At 68.5% G+C, this 19,949-nt stretch carries 16 protein-coding genes; 13 read left to right on the top strand and 3 right to left on the bottom strand.

Annotation, left to right across the window (positions count from 1 at the left end; genetic code table 11):
• Positions 1 to 5,517 carry a hybrid sensor histidine kinase/response regulator gene (locus ISF28_RS03395; protein ID WP_198115756.1) on the top strand — a complete coding sequence of 1,839 codons (5,517 nt, stop codon included), beginning with the start codon at positions 1 to 3 and terminating at the stop codon, positions 5,515 to 5,517.
• Here ISF28_RS03395 and ISF28_RS03390 read toward each other — a convergent pair whose 3' ends face one another.
• Complete coding sequence (locus ISF28_RS03390; RefSeq protein WP_198115755.1) at positions 5,518 to 6,966, bottom strand: cryptochrome/photolyase family protein; 1,449 nt, start codon at positions 6,964 to 6,966, stop codon at positions 5,518 to 5,520.
• A gap of 181 nt (positions 6,967 to 7,147) precedes the next feature.
• On the opposite strand from ISF28_RS03390, the gene ISF28_RS03385 reads away from it, so the two are divergent.
• From ISF28_RS03385 to ISF28_RS03360, 6 genes are all read left to right on the top strand, one after another.
• Positions 7,148 to 7,804 (top strand): YqgE/AlgH family protein, encoded by a 657-nt coding sequence (locus ISF28_RS03385; protein ID WP_198115754.1) that lies wholly within the window; start codon positions 7,148 to 7,150, stop codon positions 7,802 to 7,804.
• A 45-nt stretch (positions 7,805 to 7,849) separates the two neighbouring features.
• Positions 7,850 to 8,245 carry a Holliday junction resolvase RuvX gene (gene ruvX / locus ISF28_RS03380; protein WP_198115753.1) on the top strand — a complete coding sequence of 132 codons (396 nt, stop codon included), beginning with the start codon at positions 7,850 to 7,852 and terminating at the stop codon, positions 8,243 to 8,245.
• The gene (gene pyrR / locus ISF28_RS03375; RefSeq protein WP_198115752.1) at positions 8,229 to 8,762 is read left to right on the top strand and encodes a bifunctional pyr operon transcriptional regulator/uracil phosphoribosyltransferase PyrR; all 534 of its coding nucleotides are present in this window, start codon (positions 8,229 to 8,231) and stop codon (positions 8,760 to 8,762) included. The genes ruvX and pyrR overlap by 17 nt, the downstream gene beginning before the upstream one ends.
• Positions 8,755 to 9,720 (top strand): aspartate carbamoyltransferase catalytic subunit, encoded by a 966-nt coding sequence (locus ISF28_RS03370; protein ID WP_198115751.1) that lies wholly within the window; start codon positions 8,755 to 8,757, stop codon positions 9,718 to 9,720. The genes pyrR and ISF28_RS03370 overlap by 8 nt, the downstream gene beginning before the upstream one ends.
• 13 nt (positions 9,721 to 9,733) lie before the next feature.
• The gene (locus ISF28_RS03365) at positions 9,734 to 11,017 is read left to right on the top strand and encodes a dihydroorotase (protein ID WP_198115750.1); all 1,284 of its coding nucleotides are present in this window, start codon (positions 9,734 to 9,736) and stop codon (positions 11,015 to 11,017) included.
• A gap of 74 nt (positions 11,018 to 11,091) precedes the next feature.
• Positions 11,092 to 11,838 carry a lysophospholipid acyltransferase family protein gene (locus ISF28_RS03360; protein ID WP_198115749.1) on the top strand — a complete coding sequence of 249 codons (747 nt, stop codon included), beginning with the start codon at positions 11,092 to 11,094 and terminating at the stop codon, positions 11,836 to 11,838.
• A gap of 8 nt (positions 11,839 to 11,846) precedes the next feature.
• Here ISF28_RS03360 and ISF28_RS03355 read toward each other — a convergent pair whose 3' ends face one another.
• Positions 11,847 to 12,680, bottom strand: a complete 834-nt coding sequence (locus ISF28_RS03355; protein ID WP_198115748.1) for a symmetrical bis(5'-nucleosyl)-tetraphosphatase — start codon at positions 12,678 to 12,680, stop codon at positions 11,847 to 11,849.
• A gap of 280 nt (positions 12,681 to 12,960) precedes the next feature.
• On the opposite strand from ISF28_RS03355, the gene ISF28_RS03350 reads away from it, so the two are divergent.
• The 6 genes from ISF28_RS03350 to ISF28_RS03325 all read left to right on the top strand — a co-directional run bounded on the left by ISF28_RS03350 (position 12,961) and on the right by ISF28_RS03325 (position 18,928).
• A complete protein-coding gene (locus ISF28_RS03350) occupies positions 12,961 to 14,055 on the top strand; it encodes an MraY family glycosyltransferase (RefSeq protein ID WP_198115747.1) in 1,095 nt (364 codons plus the stop codon).
• Positions 14,056 to 14,140: 85 nt separating this feature from the next.
• Positions 14,141 to 14,464, top strand: a complete 324-nt coding sequence (locus ISF28_RS03345; protein WP_198115746.1) for an H-NS histone family protein — start codon at positions 14,141 to 14,143, stop codon at positions 14,462 to 14,464.
• 227 nt (positions 14,465 to 14,691) lie between these two features.
• The gene (locus tag ISF28_RS03340) at positions 14,692 to 16,074 is read left to right on the top strand and encodes a phosphomannomutase/phosphoglucomutase (RefSeq protein WP_198115745.1); all 1,383 of its coding nucleotides are present in this window, start codon (positions 14,692 to 14,694) and stop codon (positions 16,072 to 16,074) included.
• Between the two features lie 10 nt (positions 16,075 to 16,084).
• Positions 16,085 to 17,065: a lipopolysaccharide heptosyltransferase I gene (waaC, locus tag ISF28_RS03335; RefSeq protein WP_198115744.1), complete on the top strand. Its 981-nt coding sequence runs from the start codon at positions 16,085 to 16,087 to the stop codon at positions 17,063 to 17,065.
• Positions 17,065 to 18,327 carry a lipid IV(A) 3-deoxy-D-manno-octulosonic acid transferase gene (waaA, locus tag ISF28_RS03330; RefSeq protein WP_198115743.1) on the top strand — a complete coding sequence of 421 codons (1,263 nt, stop codon included), beginning with the start codon at positions 17,065 to 17,067 and terminating at the stop codon, positions 18,325 to 18,327. The genes waaC and waaA overlap by 1 nt, the downstream gene beginning before the upstream one ends.
• Positions 18,328 to 18,373: 46 nt before the next feature.
• Entirely contained in the window at positions 18,374 to 18,928 is a 555-nt protein-coding gene (locus ISF28_RS03325) for a YcxB family protein (protein ID WP_229518858.1), read from the top strand.
• Positions 18,929 to 19,017: 89 nt separating this feature from the next.
• On the opposite strand, the gene ISF28_RS03320 is transcribed toward ISF28_RS03325, so the two are convergent.
• On the bottom strand, positions 19,018 to 19,929 hold the full coding sequence (locus ISF28_RS03320; protein ID WP_198115741.1) for a M48 family metallopeptidase: 912 nt from the start codon (positions 19,927 to 19,929) through the stop codon (positions 19,018 to 19,020).
• Between the last annotated feature and the right edge of the window lie 20 nt (positions 19,930 to 19,949).

The following is a 19,949-nucleotide window of genomic DNA, read 5'->3' as shown; positions in this document are numbered from 1 at the left end:
ATGACCCAGTTTTCGCACGCGTCCGCCGCACCGCCTTTCGACACCGGCCCACTGTCCTGGGTCATCGGGGAAATCCGTGATGCCCTCGAGCGCTCCGCCAAGGCATTGCGGGACGCGGCCGGCCGCAGCCCCGACGCGCAGCCGACGCTGCTGCTGCACGCCAAGTCGCACCTGCACCAGGCCCACGGCGCGCTGCAGATGGTCGACGTCGCCGGCGTCCTGCGCATCAGCGAGGCGGCCGAGCAGGTCATCGACCGCTTCAAGGACGGCGCGCCGGCGCTGGACGCCGACCGGGCCGGCGTCGTCGGCGAGGCCTACCGCGCGCTCGTCGAATACCTGGAAGAATTGCTGGACGGCGCCGCACCGCAGCCGGTGCGGCTGTTCCCGTATTACCGCGCGCTGCAGGAAATGCTGGGCGTGGAGCGCGTGCATCCGGGCCAGATGCTCGAGCTGGACCTGGCTCCGGCCTTGTTGCCGGAGGGCGGCGCCGGCCCCAGTCCGGACTACGCCGCGACCCGCGCCGCGTTCGAAAAGGCCTTGCTGCCGTTCCTGCGCAGCGCCGACGCCGATGCCCAGCGGGCGCAGGCCGGCGCCATGCGCGATGCGCTGGCACCCGTCGTGGACGGCCAGCCGCAGGCGGAGGCCCATGCGTTCTGGCTGGCGCTGCAGGCCGTCGCCGACCTCGTCGCGAGCGGCCAGGCGGCGCCCGACCTGTACGTGAAACAGCTGTTCGGCCAGATCAACCTGCAGCTGCGCCGCCAGGCGCAGGGACATGCCGAACTGCCGGAGGCGCTGCTGCGCGACGCGCTGTTCTTCATCGCCGCCGCGCCCGAGCCGGCGCCCGCGGCCCGCCAGTTGCGCGACGCCTACCGCGTCGGCGGCCAGGTGCCGCCCGATTACCTGGAGCGCCGCTACGGCCGCGTCGACCCGGACGTCCTCAAGGATGCCAAGGAAGCGCTGATCGAGACCAAGCAGGGCTGGGACCGCGTGGCGTCGGAAGGCGGCGACGCGACGGACGGCGGCTTCAACGACGCCCTGGCCAAGCTGGCCGGCGCCAGCGAGAAGCTGGGCGCCCCGGCGCTGGCGAACCTGCTGCGCGAACTGGGCCAGGCCGCGAGCGAATCGATGGCGGGCCACCGCAGCGACCAGTTCAGCCTCGAAATGGCCGAGGCCATGCTGTTCGTCGAGCACGGCCTGGACCAGGTGCGCCAGCTGCCCGAGGACTTCGGCCAGCATGCGGAAGCCGTCGGCCAGCGCCTGCTCGCGCTGGCGCACGGCGCGACCCCGCCGGACGCGCCGGCCTGGCACGGCGAACTGGCGCGCGAACTGCAGCAGGGCCAGACCGTGGCCGTGCTGGCGGGCGAAATCCGCACGGGCCTGCGCCAGGTCGAAAAGCTCATCGACGACTACTACGAAGACCCGGCGCGCGTCGCGTCGCTGGAACAGGTCGACCCGCTGCTGCACCAGCTGCGGGGCGCGCTTGCCATCCTCGACCAGGACCAGGCCACGCAGGCGGTCGACCACGTGCGTGCCCGCGTGCGCAGTCTCATCGACACGCAACCGGACGCCGCGACGCGCGGCGCCGTGCTGGACAACCTGGCCCGCAACATCGGCGCGCTCGGCTTCTTCACGGACGCGCTGGCCCAGAACGTCGACGGCGCGCGCAAGCGCTTCCGCTTCGACGCCGCCCCTGGCCTGTTCCACGAACTGCCGATCGAAGGACAGGCACCCGCCGCGCAGGCCGAAGCAGCGCCGGCCGAGGCGGCGCCGCCGGAACCCGCGCCGGTGCCGGAACCCGCGCCGGCGGCGGACGATGCCGTCGAAGCGGAACTGCTGGAGATCTTCATCGGCGAGGCGCGCGATGTGCTGGACGTCGTCGGGCGTGCGCTGCCGCTCGCCACGGCAGCTCCGGCCGACCAGGACACGTTGACCCGCCTGCGCCGCGGCTTCCACACGCTCAAGGGCAGCAGCCGCATGGTCGGCCTGGAGCAGTTCGCCGGGGCCGCCGCCGCCATCGAAAAAGTCATGAACCTGTGGCTCGCCGAAGCGCGCGCCGCCACGTCCGACCTGCTGGCGCTGCTCGCGCATGCGCACGCGGAGCTGGCGGCCTGGGTCGACGAACTGGCCGCGGGCGGATCGCGGCGCGACGGCGATGCGCTCGTGCGCGCCGCCGCGCGCGTGCAGGACGGCGGGCCGTTCGCGGTGACGGAGTCCGCGCCGGAAGCGTCGGTGCCGGACGTGCCGGAAGTGCAGGAAGTGCCGGCTGTCGATGCGCCGGCCGAGCTGGCGCCGGAGACGGTCGGCGCGTTCGACGCCGCGGCCGCGGCCGGACTGGCGGAAGACGAAGCGGCGCAGCCGGCAGGCGCGCCGCCCGAACCGATCGAGCCCGCCGCCGGCTTCGACGTCGCGCCGGAGGAGCCGCCCGCGCCGCTGCCGGCCCTGTCGCCGGAGGAGCTGCCGGACAACGTGCTGGCGTTCCCCGTATCGGAAGGGAACATGCGGCGCGTGGGCGACCTGGAGATCCCGCTGCCGCTGTATAACATCTACCTCGGCGAAACCGAGGCGCTGGTGCGCACGCTGGCCGACGACTTCGCCGCCTGGCGCGCGGAACCGCTGCGCGCCGTGACGCCGCAGGCCCTGAAGGCCGCGCACACGCTGGGCGGCACGTCGGCCACCGTCGGCTTCAACGCGCTGCGCGAGCTGGCCGTGGCGCTGGAAGAGGCGTTGCAGGTGGCCGTGTCGCCGCTGCAGGGCGCGCAGTTCGACCTGCTGGAGGAGACGGTCGAGCGCGTGCGCGTGATGCTGCAGGTGTTCGCGCTGGGCGAACTGGCGCCCGCGCAGCCGGAATTGCTGGCGCGCCTGGAAGCGTTGCGCGACGAGCTGGGCAAAGTCCGCGCCGACGCGGTGTTCGCGGACGCCGACACGGAACTGGCGCAGCGCCTGGACGCGCTGTTCGCCGCCACCTATGCCAGCATCTTGGCCGATCCGCCGCTGGCGCCGAGCACGCCGGCGCTGCCCGCCAGCACGGAACTGGCGCCGCGCGCACCGGCGCCGCGCCAGGACGACCCGGCCGTCAACGCCGTCGACGACCTGTTCGATTCGTATTTCGACGATCCGTTCGCGGCGCCCACGCTGGAACAGGCCGAACCCGCGCCCGCGCCCGCGCCGGCGCAGCCGGATGCCGGCGACGTCATCGACGTCGACGCGCTGTTCGACTTGCCGCCGGCCGCGCCGGAGCCCGAACCGGAGCCCGAGCCGCAGCCCGTCGCCGAGCCCGAGCCCGAGCCCGAGCCCGCCCTGGCCACCGAGCCGGTCTTCGTCGACGAACTCGACCCGGACCTGCTGCCCGTCTTCATGGAAGAAGCGGCGGACCTGCTGCCGCAGATCGGCAACGGCCTGCGCCAGTGGCAGCAGAACCCGGCCGACGCGGCCGTCGCGCAAGGCCTGCTGCGCGCCCTGCACACGGTCAAGGGCAGCGCGCGCATGGCCGGCGCGATGCGCCTCGGCCAGCACACGCACGCGCTGGAAACGCAGATCGAGAACATGCTGCACGCCGGGACGACCAATCCGGCCGCATTCGACGAGCTGCTCGCCAACTACGACCAGGCGCAGCTGCTGTTCGAGCAGCTGCAGCAGCCGGCCGGGCCGGCGCAGCACGAGGCGCCGGTCCCCGCCGCGCCGGAACCGTTGGGCGCGGCGCCGGCGGACGAGCAGGCCGCGCGCGCGCCGCTCGTGCGCGTGCGCGCCGACATCCTCGACCGCCTCGTCAACCAGGCCGGCGAGGTGTCGATCACGCGCTCGAAACTGGAGACCCAGGTCGGCGCGTTGAAAGGCATGCTGTCCGACTTCGCCGACAACCTCGCCAACCTGCGCCGCCAGCTGCGCGAGGTGGAGGTGCAGGCCGAGTCGCAGATCGCGTCGCGGCTGTCGATTTCCGGCGAGCGCGAATTCGATCCGCTCGAGTTCGACCGCTTCACGCGCCTGCAGGAACTCACGCGCATGATGGCCGAGAGCGTGAACGACGTCGGCTCGTTCCACGAGGGCCTGGCGCGCACGGCGGAGGCGGCGGCCGACGACCTGGCCGCGCAGTCGCGCCTCACGCGCGAGCTGCAGCGCGACCTGATGCGGGTGCGCATGGTGCCGTTCGCGAGTCTGTCCGAGCGCCTGTTCCGCGTGGCGCGCCAGACCGCGAAGGAAACGGACAAGCGCGTGAACTTGGACATCCGCGGCGGCGGCGTCGAGATCGACCGCAGCGTGCTGGAACGCATGGCCGCGCCGTTCGAACACCTGCTGCGCAACGCCATCGTGCACGGCATCGAAGCGCGCGCCGCGCGCGTCGCCGCCGGCAAGCCGGAAACGGGCGAGCTGCTCGTGCAGGTGAGCCAGCAGGGCAACGAGGTCGAGATCCGCTTCGCCGACGACGGCGCGGGCCTCGACCTGGCCCGCATCCGCGCCAAGGCGGCGGCCCTGGGCCTGCTGGCCGAGGGCGAGGACGTGTCCGACCAGGACGCCGCGGAACTCGTGTTCGAGCCGGGCTTTTCGACGGCGGACACGCTGACGGAACTGGCCGGCCGCGGCGTCGGCATGGACGTCGTGCGTTCCGAAGCGCGCGCGCTGGGCGGCCGCGTCGACGTCGAGACGACGCGCGGCAGCGGCGCCGCCTTCGCCATCCACCTGCCGCTCACGCTGGCCGTCACGCAGGTCGTGCTCGTGGCCAGCGGCGCGCGCACGCATGCGCTGCCGGCCGTGCTGGTCGAGCAGGTGCTGCAGGTGCGCGAGGCGGACCTGGACGCGGCCTTCGAGGCGGGGGCGATCAACGTTCACGGCGAGAGCATCCCGCTGCACTACCTGCCCGCGCTGCTGCACGAGCCGGGGAGCGCCGGCGGGCAGCGCTCGTCGCCCGTGCTCGTCCTCAAGAGCGGCAACACGCGTCTTGCGCTGCGGGTGGACGAGGTGCTGGGCAACCGCGAGGTCGTCATCAAGAACATCGGGCCGCAGCTGGCCCGGATGCCGGGCATCGCCGGCGCCACCGTGCTCGGCTCCGGCGAGATCGTGCTGATCCTCGATCCCGTGCAGATGGCCGGCCAGGGCGCCCGCCCCGGCCGCGCGCCCGCCGCACCGGCGGAACCGGCGCCGGCGCGCATCGCGACGATCATGGTCGTGGACGATTCGCTCACCGTGCGCAAGGTCACCCAGCGCCTGCTGGAACGCGAAGGCTATCGGGTGCTGCTGGCCAAGGACGGCGTCGACGCGCTCGAACAGATGCAGGAGACCCGGCCCGACTTGATGCTGGTCGACATCGAGATGCCGCGCATGGACGGTTTCGACCTCACGCGCCACGTGCGCGGCGATGCCGCGACCCAGGCGCTGCCGATCATCATGATCACGTCGCGCACGGCGGACAAGCACCGCAACGTCGCGCTGGGCCTCGGCGTCGACGCGTATTTCGGCAAGCCGTTCCAGGAGGACGCGCTGCTGGCCGCGATCACGGGGTTGCTGGAAGCGCGGGCGTCCTGATCATCCGGAGCGGACCGCCTGGAACCGCGCCAGCGTCCTGGCGCGCGCTTCCTCGTGGTCCACGACCGGCAGCGGATAGTCCCGTCCCGGCACCACGCCGGCCTTCTGTAAAACCTCCGGCTTCGCCAGCCACGGCGCATGGATCGCCGCGCCCGGCAGCCCGGCCAACTGCGGCAGGTACTGCCGGATGAAATCCCCGTCCGGATCGAACCTGCGCGACTGCGTGACGGGATTGAAGATGCGGAACCACGGCTGCGCGTCGCACCCGGTCGATGCTGCCCACTGCCAGCCGCCGTTGTTCGACGCCAGCTCGTAATCGTTCAGTTTCAAGGCAAACCAGCGCTCGCCCCGTTGCCAGGCGATCCCCAGGTCCTTGGTCAGGAAACTGGCCGTGACCATGCGCAGGCGGTTGTGCATGAAGCCCGTCCGTTCGAGCTGCAGCATCGCGGCGTCGACGAGCGGATAGCCCGTGCGGCCCGCGCACCAGGCGGTGAACCGCGCGTCGGCCTCCGGGCCTTCGTCCCAGGCGACGGCATCGAAGGCCGGCTTGAACGCATGCGTGACGACGCGCGGATGGCGCGCCAGGATCATCATGTAGAACTCGCGCCAGACGAGTTCCGACAGCCACACGGGCGCGCCGGGGCCGCCGCTGCCGTCCGCGATGCGCGCCTGCAGCATCGCGACGAGGCCGCGCACGGAGAGCGTCCCGAAGCGCAGGTGGACCGACAGGTGCGACGTGGCGTCCAGCGCCGGGAAATCGCGGTCGTGGTCGTAGCGCGCGAGGCGCCGTTCGAATTGCGCCAGCAGGTGCTCGGCACCGGCCATGCCGGGATCGGCAATGGGCGCGGCGTTCGGCACGAAGCCCAGGTCGGCGAGCCGGGGCAGGGCGTGACCGGCCGGCGGCGGCGCGAGCGCGGCCGCGTGCGGCGCCGTCTCGAACGGCCGCACCGCCTCCGGCATGCGCGCGAGGCGTTTCAGCCACGCGTTCTTGTAGGGCGTAAAGACGGAGTATGGGCCGCCGGCCAAGGTCAATACCTCGTCGTGTTCGAAGATCACCTGGTCCTTGAACGTCTGCAGGCTGCGCCCGGCCGCGCGCAGAGCGTCCTGCACGGCGCCGTCGCGCGCGCGCGCCTGCGGCTCGTAGTCGCGGTTGGCGAACACGGATTCCGCATCCAGCTCGGCCGCCAGTTCGGGGATCGCCTGCGCGGCGCGCCCGTGCCGCACGATGAGGTAACCTCCAAATGCACGCAAGCGCGCATCCAGCTCGCGCACGCTGTCCACCAGAAATTGAACGCGCCGGTCGTCGGCCGGCAAGCCGGCCAGGATGTCGGTATCGAAGATAAACACGCCGAACACGCGGCGTCCGGAGCGCAGGGCGTGATGCAGCGCGGCATGGTCGTCCACGCGCAAATCGCGCCGGAACCAGACTAAGGAGTTTCTTAACGTCATCTTCTGTGTGCGGAGTCAATGCGGTCCAGAATTTTACTGTCTACCATCTCTCAGGTTTGGCCCGGCAGAGCGGCTTCCCATGGCTGGTCGGGCAATTCGGTGTAAACTAGCGAAAAGTCCAGCTTTTCAGCGTAGAAATGCCGCGGTAACCCCAGAGAGTGAGCCAACAGAGAGTATGAGCATGAAAAAAAGTAAGGTCGGCAAGCCTCTAACCATGCCCGGGATGCACCAGGAAGACGCCCTCGATATGGGGACGGCAGGTACGTCTGCTTCGCAGCTGAACCTGGCTAATCATTTCCTGATTGCCATGCCGTCGATGAATGACCCGATCTTCGGCGGCACCGTCGTGTATATCTGCGAGCACAACGAGAAGGGCGTGCTCGGCGTCGTCATCAACAAGCCGACGGACATGACCATGGACGTGCTGTTCGACCGCATCGACCTGAAGGTGGCGGAAGGGCTGCGCGCCAGCGTCGTCAATGAGCCGATCATGTTCGGCGGCCCCGTCCAGGACGACCGCGGCTTCGTGCTGCATTCGCCCGGCGGCCGTTATTCGTCGTCGCTTTCCGTCACCGACGAGGTCGCGTTCACGACGTCGATCGACGTGCTGGAAGCCGTCGCCAGCGGCTCCGGTCCGCGCCGCATGCTCGTGTCCATCGGCTATGCCGGCTGGAGCCCGGGCCAGCTGGAAGAGGAAATTGCCCGCAACGGCTGGCTGACGGTGGGCGCCGACGCGCACGTGCTGTTCGACCTGCCGATCGACGAGCGCTACAACGCCGCCATCAAGCTGCTGGGCATCGACCCGCTGATGCTGGCTTCCGAGGCCGGCCATGCGTGACGGTTGCGGCCTTAGTTACTCATTTGCCCGGAGCCGATGCAGGTAATGGTCGACATCGTTCTCGGCTTCGACTTCGGCATCAAGCGCATCGGCATTGCCATGGGGAATACCCTGACGGGACAGGCGCAGCCGCTGTCCGTCATCCAGGCGGTCGACAATGCGACCCGCTTCAAGGTCATCGGCGACCTGATCGAACAATGGCGGCCCGCGCGCCTCGTCGTGGGCGAGCCGCGCCATCCGGACGGCGCGGAGCACGAGATGACCCTGCGCGCGCGCCGCTTCGCCAACCAGCTGAACGGCCGTTTCGACCTGCCCGTCGAGCTCGTCGACGAACGCTATTCGTCGGCCGTCATTCCCGCCAAGCGGGGCGAGATCATCGACGCCAAGGCCGCCGCCATCATTTTGCAACAATACTTTGACGATCATGCCAACTCATATTAACGACGCGGAACCGGCGGACCTCGACGCCGACGCCCTGTACCGCGACCTGCTCGCGCAGGTGCGCGCGGGGATAGCCGGCGTAGCGGACGCCGCCATCGTCGGCATCCACTCGGGCGGCGCCTGGCTGGCCGAGCGGCTGGCCGCCGACCTGGGCCTGCAATCCCGCCTGGGCTTCATCGACGTCTCGTTCTACCGCGACGACTATGCCCGCAAGGGCCTGCATCCGGACGTCAAGCCGACCCGGATCGAATTCAACGTCGACGGCGCGACCATCGTGCTCGTCGACGATGTGCTGTACACCGGCCGCACGGTGCGCGCGGCGATCAACGTGCTGTTCGACTATGGCCGTCCCGCGCGCATCAAGCTGGCCGCGCTGGCGGACCGCGGCGGCCGCGAACTGCCGGTGGCCGCCGATTTCGTCGGCGCGCACGCACAGCTTGCCCCTGGCCGCTCGCTCGCGCTGGCGCGCGACGCGTCCGGCCGACTCTCGCTCACGATCGAAGACGACAATGCATAACCCGCAACTGAACAAGAACGGCGAACTGCAGCACCTCCTCACCACCGAGGGACTGCCCAAGGCCATCATCAACCACATCCTCGACACCGCCTCGAGCTTCGTGAGCATCTCCGACCGCGAGGTCAAGAAGGTGCCGCTGATGCGCGGGAAAAGCGTCTTCAACCTGTTCTTCGAAAACTCGACGCGCACGCGCACGACGTTCGAGATCGCGTCGAAGCGCCTGTCGGCCGACGTCATCAACCTGAACATCGCCGCCTCGTCGACGAGCAAGGGCGAATCGCTGCTGGACACGATCGACAACCTGTCGGCCATGCACGCCGACATGTTCGTGGTGCGCCACGCGCAGTCGGGCGCGCCGTACCTGATCGCCAAGCACCTGAACGACACGAAGCAGAACCACGTGCACGTGGTGAACGCGGGCGACGGCCGCCACGCGCACCCGACGCAGGGCCTGCTCGACATGTACACGATCCGCCACTACAAGAAGGATTTCACGAACCTGCGCGTGGCCATCGTCGGCGACATCCTGCACAGCCGCGTGGCCCGTTCGGACATCCACGCGCTGACCACGCTGGGCGTGCCGGAAGTGCGCGCCATCGGCCCGCACACGCTGCTGCCGGGCGGCCTGGAACAGATGGGCGTGCGCGTGTTCACGAACATGGAAGAGGGCCTGAAGGACGTCGACGTGATCATCATGCTGCGCCTGCAGAACGAGCGCATGTCGGGCGCGCTGCTGCCGTCGGCCGGCGAGTATTTCAAGAGCTACGGCCTGACGCCGGAGCGCCTGGCGCTCGCCAGGCCGGACGCCATCGTGATGCACCCGGGCCCGATGAACCGCGGCGTGGAGATCGATTCGGCCGTGGCGGACGGCGCCCAGGCCGTGATCCTGCCGCAGGTCACCTTCGGTATCGCCGTCCGCATGGCGGTGATGAGTATTCTGGCCGGTAGCCACACTTAAATTCGCACGCATAATGAAACTGCACATCAAGAACGGGCGCCTGATCGACCCGGCGGGCGGCATCGACGCCGTCCAGGACCTCTACATCGCCGACGGTAAGATTGCCGCCATCGGCAGCGCGCACGCCGGCTTCACGGCCGCGCGCACGATCGACGCGTCCGGCCTCGTCGTCGCGCCGGGCCTCGTCGATCTCTCCGCCCGGCTGCGCGAGCCGGGCTACGAATACAAGGCCACGCTGGAATCGGAAATGCAGGCGGCCATGCAGGGCGGCGTGACGACGCTCGTGTGCCCGCCCGACACCGACCCCGTGCTGGACGAGCCGGGCCTCGTCGAGATGCTCAAGCACCGCGCGCGCCTCTTGAACCAGGCCCACGTGCATCCGCTGGGCGCGCTGACCGTCGGCCTGAAGGGCAAGTCATTGACCGAGATGGCCGAGCTGACGGAAGCCGGCTGCATCGGCTTCGCCCAGGCCGAGGAACCGATCGAGGACACGACCGTGCTGCTGCGCGCCATGCAGTACGCGAAGACGTTCGGCTACACCGTCTGGCTGCGCCCGCAGGACCCGCACATCGGCCGCGGCGGCATCGCCCACAGCGGCCCGCTGGCGTCGCGCCTGGGCCTGTCGGGCGTGCCCGTGATGTCCGAGACCATCGCACTGCACACGATCTTCGAACTGATGCGCGCATCCGGTGCGCGCGTGCACCTGTGCCGCATCTCCTCGGCCGCCGCGCTGGACCTGATCCGCGCCGCCAAGAAGGAAGGCCTGCCCGTCACGTGCGACGTCGGCGTGCACCACCTGCACATGACGGATGCCGACATCGGCTTCTTCGATTCCAACGCGCGCCTGACGCCGCCGCTGCGCGGCCAGCGCGACCGCGACGCGATCCGCACGGCCGTCCTCGACGGCACCGTGGACGCCGTCTGCTCGGACCACACGCCGGTCGACGACGACGAGAAGCTGCTGCCGTTCGCGGAAGCGTCGGCCGGCGCCACGGGCCTGGAACTGCTGCTGTCGCTGATGCTGAAATGGGCGGCCGAGCAAGGCCGTGACGGCAAGGTCCTGTCGACGGCGCTGGCGAAGATCACGAGCGACCCGGCGCGCACGGCGGGTCTCGCCGCCGGTACGCTGGCGCAAGGCGCGCGCGCGGACGTCGTGCTGTTCGACCCGGACGCGCGCTGGACCGTCAACGCGGGCGCCCTGGCCAGCCAGGGCAAGCACACGCCTTTCCTCGGCTACGAACTGACGGGCCAGGTGAAGGCGACGATCGTCGCCGGCCACGTCGCGTTCGAACGCTGATTCCCTTCGCACCCGGCCGCGGCGGTACAATCGCTGCGGCCGCGGCCCGCGCGGCATTTCCATCCGAGCTTCCATTGAAGATCAAGCTTGCGTGGCGTCTTGCGCGCCTCGTTCTCCATCTCGTCCAGGGCCTGGCCACGTGCGCCCTCGTGTTTCCCTGGGCGGGCGATGCCCTGCGCCAGCGCCTGGTCCGGCGCTGGTCGGCGCGCCTGCTGGGCATTTGCCGCGTGCGGCTCGAGCGCACGGAGGGCGGCGCCCTCGCGCACGCGCTCATCGTGGCCAACCACATCTCCTGGCTCGACATCTTCGTCATCAATGCCGTGCACCCGTGCCGCTTCGTGGCCAAGGCCGAGATCCGCGCCTGGCCCGTCCTGGGCTGGCTCGTCGCGCAGGCCGGCACGGTGTTCATCGCGCGCGGCAACCGGCGCGACCTGCGCCACATCTTCAAGGGCCTCGTCGACGCCCTCGGTCAGCGGCGCCGCGTGGCCTTTTTCCCGGAAGGGACGACGGCCAGCCAGGGCGCCCTGCTGCCGTTCCACGCCAACCTGTTCGAGGCCGCCATCGACGCCGCCGTGCCCGTGCAGCCCGTGGCGCTGGCCTATCTCGACGGCAGCGGGGCCTGGCACCCCTCGGTCGACTACACGGGCGACACGACGTTCGTCGACAGCATCGTGCGCATCCTGGGCGGCGCACCGGTCACGGCGCGGGTGGCTTGCCTCGCGCCGATTCCGGCGGCGGGCGCGCACCGGCGCGAGCTGGCGCAGGCGGCGCATGAGGCGATCGCCGGCGCGCTGCGGCAGGGCGCGGCGCAGCACGGCTGAACGGCCGGCTATTTTTTGCCGCCGTGTTCCCGGTATTCGGGACAATCGACCTGCAACAGCGACCGGTCGTCCAGGCACACGGCCGTCAGCTTGCCGCCCCACACGCAGCCGCTGTCCAGGCCCACGAGATTGGGCCGCAGCACGAGGCCCAGCGCCGACCAGTGTCCGAACACGACGGTGACGTCCAGCGTGCGCCGGCCGGGCAGGTCGAACCACGGCTGCAGGTCGGAGCCTTCCGGTCCCTTGTCGCTTTCCTTGTGGGTGAAATCCATGCGTCCGTCCGGCCAGCACAGGCGCATGCGCGTGAGGGCGTTGACGATGCAGCGCAGGCGGGCGATGCCCGTCAGGCCGTCGTCCCAGCGATCCGGCTCGTTGCCGTACATCTGGCCGAGGAACTCGATCCAGTGCTCGCCGCGCAGGACCGACTCGACTTCGGCCGCGAGCGCCACCGTCTGCGCCGCCGTCCATTGGGGCGGCACGCCGGCGTGGACGAGCAGGTGCGCGTCCACGAACATCGCGAGCGGACGCCGGCGCAGCCAGGCGATCAGCGCGTCGCGGTCGGGCGCGGCCAGGATCTCGTCCAGCGTGTCCGAACGACCCAGCTTCTGGGCGCCGACGGCGACGGCCAGCAGGTGCAGGTCGTGGTTGCCGAGCAGCGCGTCGACGCGGCCGTCGCTCGCCTCCGCCAGCGCCTTCATGCGCCGTAGCGCGCCCAGGGAGTCCGGGCCACGGTTGACCAGGTCGCCGACGAACAGGATGCGCGCATCAGGCTCGATTTGTTCCAGCAGCAGGCCGGCTTCGTGGGCGCACCCTTGCAGGTCGCCGATCACATAGGTTTTCATTTCGGATTCTTCGTTTTTTCAGTGTCCATACTAATGGATTTATCCGTGGTTCGTGCGCGAGCCGGTCCGGGCGGGCATTACTGATTGTAAATTGTCTTGCCGCTTAGTCAAAGTTTCGGTATTTCGTATTTTCTCAATCAAAACGCGGCGCGCACGCGTACACTGCTCAGGTTCGGATTGCCGAGTGCCAATCCGGTACAATGGCGCGTCTTCGCGCATGGCCGTCGCATTTCCCGCGCCCGCTGGCCGGCATCCGCCGGGTTGCATCTGAAAAATAATAATGTTTTCTTTCTTCGTAAGTTTTGTCGTGTCCGCGCTGCTGACGCTCCTGATCGTCAAGCATTCGAAATTGCACGGCCCGGCGCTCGACGATAATTTCAACGGCGTGCAGAAGGTCCATCAGCATGCGGTGGCGCGCATTGGCGGATTGCCGATTTTTCTCGCCGTCGCCTTGAGCGCCGGGATTACCGTATGGCGGGTGCCCGGCCTGGGGCATTGGCTGGCGGCGTTGCTGGGCTGTTCGGCGATCGCATTCGCGGGCGGAATCCTCGAAGACTATACGGGAAAGGTACGTCCCTCGCGCCGACTGATATTGACGATGGTCGCCGCGCTGCTCGGCTATCTGGTGCTCGACGCGAAAATCGCGCGCCTGGATATGCCCTTCATCCGCCTGAGCCTGGATTCGCTGTGGGTAGTATTGCCGTTGACCGTGCTGGCCGTTGCCGGTATTGCGAATGCGGTGAATATCATCGACGGCTTCAATGGCCTGGCGAGCGTCGTCACGATCTTCATGCTGCTGTCGCTCGCCTACGTCGGTTGGCGCGTGGAGGATATGTTCGTGCTGGTGTCCGCGCTGACGGTGGCCGGCGCGACGGCCGGTTTCCTGATCTGGAATTACCCCGTCGGCCTGATCTTCCTCGGCGACGGCGGCGCCTATTTCATCGGATTCATGCTTGGCGAGCTGGCTTTGCTGCTGGTGATGCGCAATCCGCAGGTATCGACGTGGTATGCGGCATTGCTACTGATTTATCCGACTTTCGAAACCGTTTTCTCCGTTTATCGCCGAATGTTTGTGCGTGGGAAATCTCCTACAATGCCGGACGGAATCCACCTGCACAGCCTGATTTTCCGGCGCATCGTGCAATGGACCGTCGGTCGCAAAGAAGCCCGCGCACTGATGAAAAGGAATGCGCGCACCTCGCCTTACCTGTGGCTGTTTTCCCTCACTGCCGTTATCCCCGCCACCGTGTTCTGGCGGGATACGGGAATTTTGATATTCTTCTGCTTGTTGTTCATTATCAGCTACGTGTGGTTGTACGCGCGTATCGTGAGATTCAAGTCTCCGCGTTGGCTGATTTGGCACAAAAAACACTGAAGAAATTTCAGATGTAGTATATTGCGAGAATTGGTGAATATTCGATAAAATCCCGGTACACCTACTCTACATATAAGGAATCAAGATGGATCTGTCTAATTTGTCCTTGAGCGATTTGCGCAACCTGCAAGAGCAGATCAAGCAGGAAATGAAGAAACGTGAGGTTCAGGAAGTGCAAAAGGCACGCGAACAGATCCTGGCCATCGCGCAGAGCGTGGGTATGCCTCTGAAAGACCTGATCAGTGCCACCGGCCGCGGCGGCAAAGCGGGCGCGAATACCGGTTCCGTCGCCGTTCGTTATCGCAATCCGGACAACGCGTCGCAACAATGGACCGGCCGCGGCCGTCAGCCGAAATGGGTCAAGGAATGGGTCGAGGGCGGTAAATCGCTGGACCAACTGCGCGTCTGATTCCCCGCCCCTTCTTTTACAGGGGGTATTCGCGCCCGCGGATCTCCCTGTAAAAGGTCACGTTCGGCCGGATATCCATCCGCGCCGCATCACGCAACGCAGCAATCGGCCCCCGGCCGTGGTGCTTGCCGTTACAATATCCCTTTTTCCGTCAATCCGATCCAAGCGGCGATCGCAATGTCCGTGCGCGTGCGTTCCGGCGCCCAGTCCAGCAAGGTAGATAATCCATGGTTCCTCTCTCGAAAACGATCTTCAAGGCTTATGACATCCGCGGCGTCATCGGCAGCACGCTCGACGCGGGCATCGCGCGGCGCATCGGCCAGGCCTTCGGCGCCGCCGCGCTGGCCAAGGGGGAGCGTACCGTGATCATCGGCCGCGACGGCCGCCTGTCCGGCCCGGAACTGGCCAAGGCGCTGGCCGAAGGCCTGCAGGCCGCGGGCGTGGACGTCATCGACCTCGGGATGGTCGCCACGCCGATGGTCTATTTCGCCACCAACGTGTTGAACGCGCGCTCGGGCATCATGGTCACGGGCAGCCACAACCCGCCGGACTACAACGGCTTCAAGATGGTCCTCGCGGGCGAGGCGATCTACGGCGACGCCATCCAGGCGCTGTACCAGGCCATCGAACGCGATGACTTCCAACCGGCGCAAGCACAGGGCGGCTATTCGACCCACGACATCAAGGCCGCCTACGTCGAACGCATCGTCGGCGACGTCAAGATCGCGCGCCCGATCAAGATCGCGGTCGACTGCGGCAACGGCGTGGCCGGCATGGTCGCGGGCGACCTGTTCCGCGCGATGGGGTGCGACGTGATCGAATTGTTCTGCGACGTGGACGGCCACTTCCCGAACCACCACCCGGACCCGGCGCACCCGGAAAACCTGCAGGACCTGATCGAGTGCCTCAAGACGACGGACGCCGAGATCGGCCTCGCGTTCGACGGCGACGGCGACCGCCTGGGCGTCGTCACCAAGGACGGCCAGATCATCTTCCCCGACCGCCAGATGATGCTGTTCTCCAAGGATGTCCTGGCGCGCAACCCGGGCGCCGAGATCCTGTACGACGTGAAATGCACACGCCACCTGGGCCCATGGATCGAGCAGCACGGCGGCCGCCCGCTGATGTGGAAGACGGGCCACTCGCTCGTCAAGGCCAAGCTGAAGGAAACGGGCGCGCCGCTGGGCGGCGAGATGAGTGGCCACATCTTCTGGAAGGACCGCTGGTTCGGCTTCGACGACGGCCTGTACACGGGCGCGCGCCTGCTCGAGATCCTCACGCGCGAGCTTGACCCGTCGGCGCTGCTGAATGCCCTCCCGATCGCATCCAGCACGCCGGAACTGCACCTGCACCTCAAGGAAGGCGAGAACTTCGCGCTGATCGACAAGCTGCGCGCCGAGGCCGAATTCCCCGGCGCCGACCGCATTGTCGACATCGACGGCCTGCGCGTGGAATACCCGGACGGCTTCGGCCTGGCGCGCGGCTCGAACACGACGCCCGTCGTCGTGCTGCGCTTCGAGGGCGAGAATCCGGCCGCGCTGGACCGCATCCAGAAAGAATTCGCTCGCGTGATCCTGGCCGCCAAGCCCGACGCCGAGTTGCCGTTCTGAGAGTGACGCCTTGAACATCCTGCTGGTGCGGGTCTCGTCGCTGGGCGACGTCCTGCACAACTTGCCGATCGTGGCGGACATCCACCGCCACTTTCCGGATGCCCGGGTCGACTGGGTGGTGGAAGAGGGCTACGTCAGCCTCGTGAAGCTCAACCCGCACATGCGCAAGGTGATCCCGTTCGCGCTGCGGCGCTGGCGCAAGGGGCTGGGCAAGGCGTCCGTAAGGGCGGAACTGTCCGGCTTCTTCCGCGATCTGCGCGCCGAGCAATACGACTATGTGTTCGACACCCAGGGCTTGATCAAGACGGGCATCGTCATGGCATGCGCGCGCACGCGCCCGGGCGGGCAGAAGGTCGGCCTGGCCAACGGCACCGAGGACTCGGGCTACGAAGGCATCTCGCGCATCTTCCACAGCCGCAGCATCCCCGTCGACCCGCGCACGCACGCGGTGGCGCGCGGACGCCAGGTCGTGGCCGCGGCGCTCGGCTATGCCGTCGACACGCCGCCCGACTTCGGCCTACCGGCGCCGGAAGGCAGTGCACGTCCCGCCTGGATGCCGTCCGAGGACTACGCCGTGTTCTTTCACGGGACGGCGCGCGACGCGAAAAAATGGCCGGCGGCGCACTGGATCGCGCTCGGCCAGGCGCTCGCGCCCATGACGATCCTGCTGCCGTGGGGTTCGCCGCGCGAGAAGGAAGAGGCCGAACGCCTCGCGCAAGCGCTGCCGCATGCGCGCGTGCTGCCGAAACTGTCGATGATGGACGCGGTGGAACTGGCGCGCCACGCCGCGCTGGCCGTCGGCGTCGATACGGGCCTCACGCACATCGCCGCCGCCTTCGTGCGGCCGACGGTCGAGATCTACGCCGATTCGCCGCGCTGGAAGACCGAGGGCAACTGGTCGCCGCGCATCGTCAACCTGGGCGACACGGACGCGCCGCCGGCGGTGGCCGAGGTCGCGGCGGCCGCGCGGCGCCTGCTGGAGAGCCGCTGATGCGCGTGCTGTATTCGCTGCTGTGGTGGCTGGCGCTGCCGCTCGTGCTGGGCCGCCTGTGGTGGCGCGGCCGGCGCGAACCCGGCTACCGCGCGCATGTCGGCGAGCGCCTCGGCGTCTACGGCCGCAAGCTCGGGAGACGCCCGACCATCATGGTGCACGCCGTCTCCGTCGGCGAGACGCGCGCGGCGGAACCGCTCGTCGAAGCCTTGTTGGCCGCGCGGCCGGATTGCCGCATCCTGCTCACGCACATGACGCCGACGGGGCGGGCGACGGGCAAGGCGCTGTTCGCCAGGCACGGCGACCGGGTCGTCCAGTCGTTCCTGCCCTACGACACCGGCTTCATGGTCGGCCGTTTCCTGCGCCATTTCGAGCCCGCGATCTGCATCCTGATGGAGACCGAAGTGTGGCCGAACCTGATCCACGGCTGCGCCGCGCAGGGCGTGCCCGTGGCGCTCGTGAATGCGCGATTGTCGGAACGTTCGCTGCGCCGCGGCCTCAAGTTCAAGGGACTGATGTCGGATGCGGCCCGCGCGATCACGCTCGTCGCCGCGCAGACGGACGCGGACGCCGGGCGTATCGCGTCGCTGGGCGCGCCGCATGTCGCCGTCACCGGCAGCATCAAGTTCGACGTCGTGCCGCCGCAGGCCGCGCTGGACACGGGCGCCATGCTGCGCGCGCGGTTCGCGCATCGTCCCGTGCTGCTGTGCGCCTCCACGCGCGAAGGGGAAGAGGCGCTCATCCTCGACGCCTACCGGGCCATGGACGAGCGCCCGGCCGGCATGCTGCTCGTGCTGGTGCCCCGTCATCCGCAGCGTTTCGACGAGGTCGCGCGCATGGTCGGGGAACGCGGCCTCGCGCTGGCGCGCAGGTCGGCGCTGCCCGAACGGGTGGACGCCGACGTGCTGCTGGGCGATTCGATGGGCGAGATGTTCGCCTATTACGCGGCCTGCGATTGCGCCTTCATCGGCGGCAGCCTGCTGCCGCTGGGCGGGCAGAACCTGATCGAAGCGTGCGCGCTGGCCAAGCCGGTGCTCGTGGGCGCACACACCTTCAACTTCCTGCAGGCGACCGAGGAAGCCGTCGCCGCCGGCGCCGCGCTGCGCGTGTCCGATGCGCCGGCCTTGCTGCGCGCCGCCGCCGGCCTGCTCGATGATGACGGCCGCCGGACCGCCATGGGCGCCCAGGCCCTGGCTTTCGCCGCCCGCCACCGGGGCGCAACAGTGCGCACTGTTGAACTCTTGCAACAAATTATCGCCTAGCTTTTGCTACCATTCTCTTTACTTAGAAAATGAAAAGGGGATGCACATGTTGTGGTCAAATCGCTCGCGAGCGGCCGGCAACGTGGATGGCGGGGCCGCGCTTCTGGACCAGCCGGACACCGAGGATCTAGGCGCCGACGCGATGCCGGCGGCCACGATCCCGGTCGTGCATCCACCGGCGGAGCGTTACAGCCTGCATTTCTGGGTGCGCTATTCGTTCGCCGAATACGTGCGCTTCATGTGGGAGCACGGCGGCTATTTGATCCGCCGGCGGCACATCCGCTGGCCGATGGCGGTTTATCTGCGCCTGAAAAGCACGCTGGCGGCGGCCGCGAACTTCGTGCTGCTGCGGCGCGGGAAGCGCACCTACGAATTCCAGATCGACCAGCACGGCATCGTGCGCACCAGCGACACGGGCGTGAGCCTGATCGGCTGGGACGACGTGCAGCGCATCCGCATGTATTCGAGCGGCTTCATGATGATCCTCAAGCGCGGCACCTTGCCCATTCCGTTCCGCTGCCTGAACAAGGATGAAGTCAGCGCGATGCGGGGCATCGTCGAGGCGCGCGCGGCGGGCGAGCTCCAGTTCCGCGCCTCGTAAATTTTTGACGTTTGGTGGGCTCGGGGAGTCCACCCTACGGCGATCGCATATCGTAGGGTGGGCACCCCGTGCCCACCATCGCGTCCCGATTACTCGTCAGGGAAGAGGATCGGCATCTCCACCGACCGCTTCTTGAGCGCCGCCTTGGCACCCTCGTAATCCGGAAACACCTCGCCGACGACGGCCCAGAACGCGGGGCTGTGGTTCATCTCGCGCAGGTGCGCCAGTTCGTGCACGACCACGTAATCGAGCAGCGCGAGCGGATAGTGCACCAGCTTCCAGTTCAGGCGGATATTCCCCGCCACCGTGCACGAACCCCAGCGCGTGCCGGCCGACGAAATCGCGCACGAGCGGTACGTCACGCCCACGTGCGGGGCGTACAGGTCGAGGCGTTCGCCGAACAGGCGCCTGGCCTCGTCCTGGAACCACAGCTTCACGCGCTCGCGGATCTGCCAGGTCTCCAGTCCCGGCGTCACGCCCAGGCGCAGCGTGCGCGTGTCGGCATCGTAGACGCAGTGGCTGCGCGCGGCCGGCTCCAGGCGCAGCACGACGTCGTTGCCCAGGTAGGGCAGTTGCGCGCCGTCGACCCATTCCACGGGTGCGCGTTCGGCGCGCTGGGCGCGGCGCTCGCCCCGCTCGAACAGCTTGGTGAGGATCCAGCGCTGCTTGGCGCGGATGGCGCGTTCGATGTCGTCCAGCGGCGCGCGGTTCGGCGACGTCACGAACAGGCCGTCGTCGCACACCATGAAGCCGTGCGAGCGGCGCGCGGAGCGGCGCAGCACGTAGTGCACGGTGTGCGATCCGAGCTGGATGCGCCGCAGCGGCGGATCGTTCGGGCCGATGGGCGGGATGGGTAAGGTGCGGGTCGGCACCGGCGGTGCCTTGAACAGCGGGGCCGGCGGCGTGGGCTTGGCCGCCGGCGCGGGAGGTGGATCGAGCGTCGCGGCGAGTTCCTGGGCAAACAGCTCCAGCTGGCTCGCGTCGGTCTTGGGGGAGGTCATGGTGGGCGGCTTCGATGGTG

The organism is Massilia rhizosphaerae (assembly GCF_016093545.1).
Classification (GTDB): domain Bacteria; phylum Pseudomonadota; class Gammaproteobacteria; order Burkholderiales; family Burkholderiaceae_D; genus Telluria; species Telluria rhizosphaerae.
The sequence above is the reverse complement of the archived record's forward strand: the minus strand, read 5'-3'. Positions and strand labels throughout refer to the sequence as shown.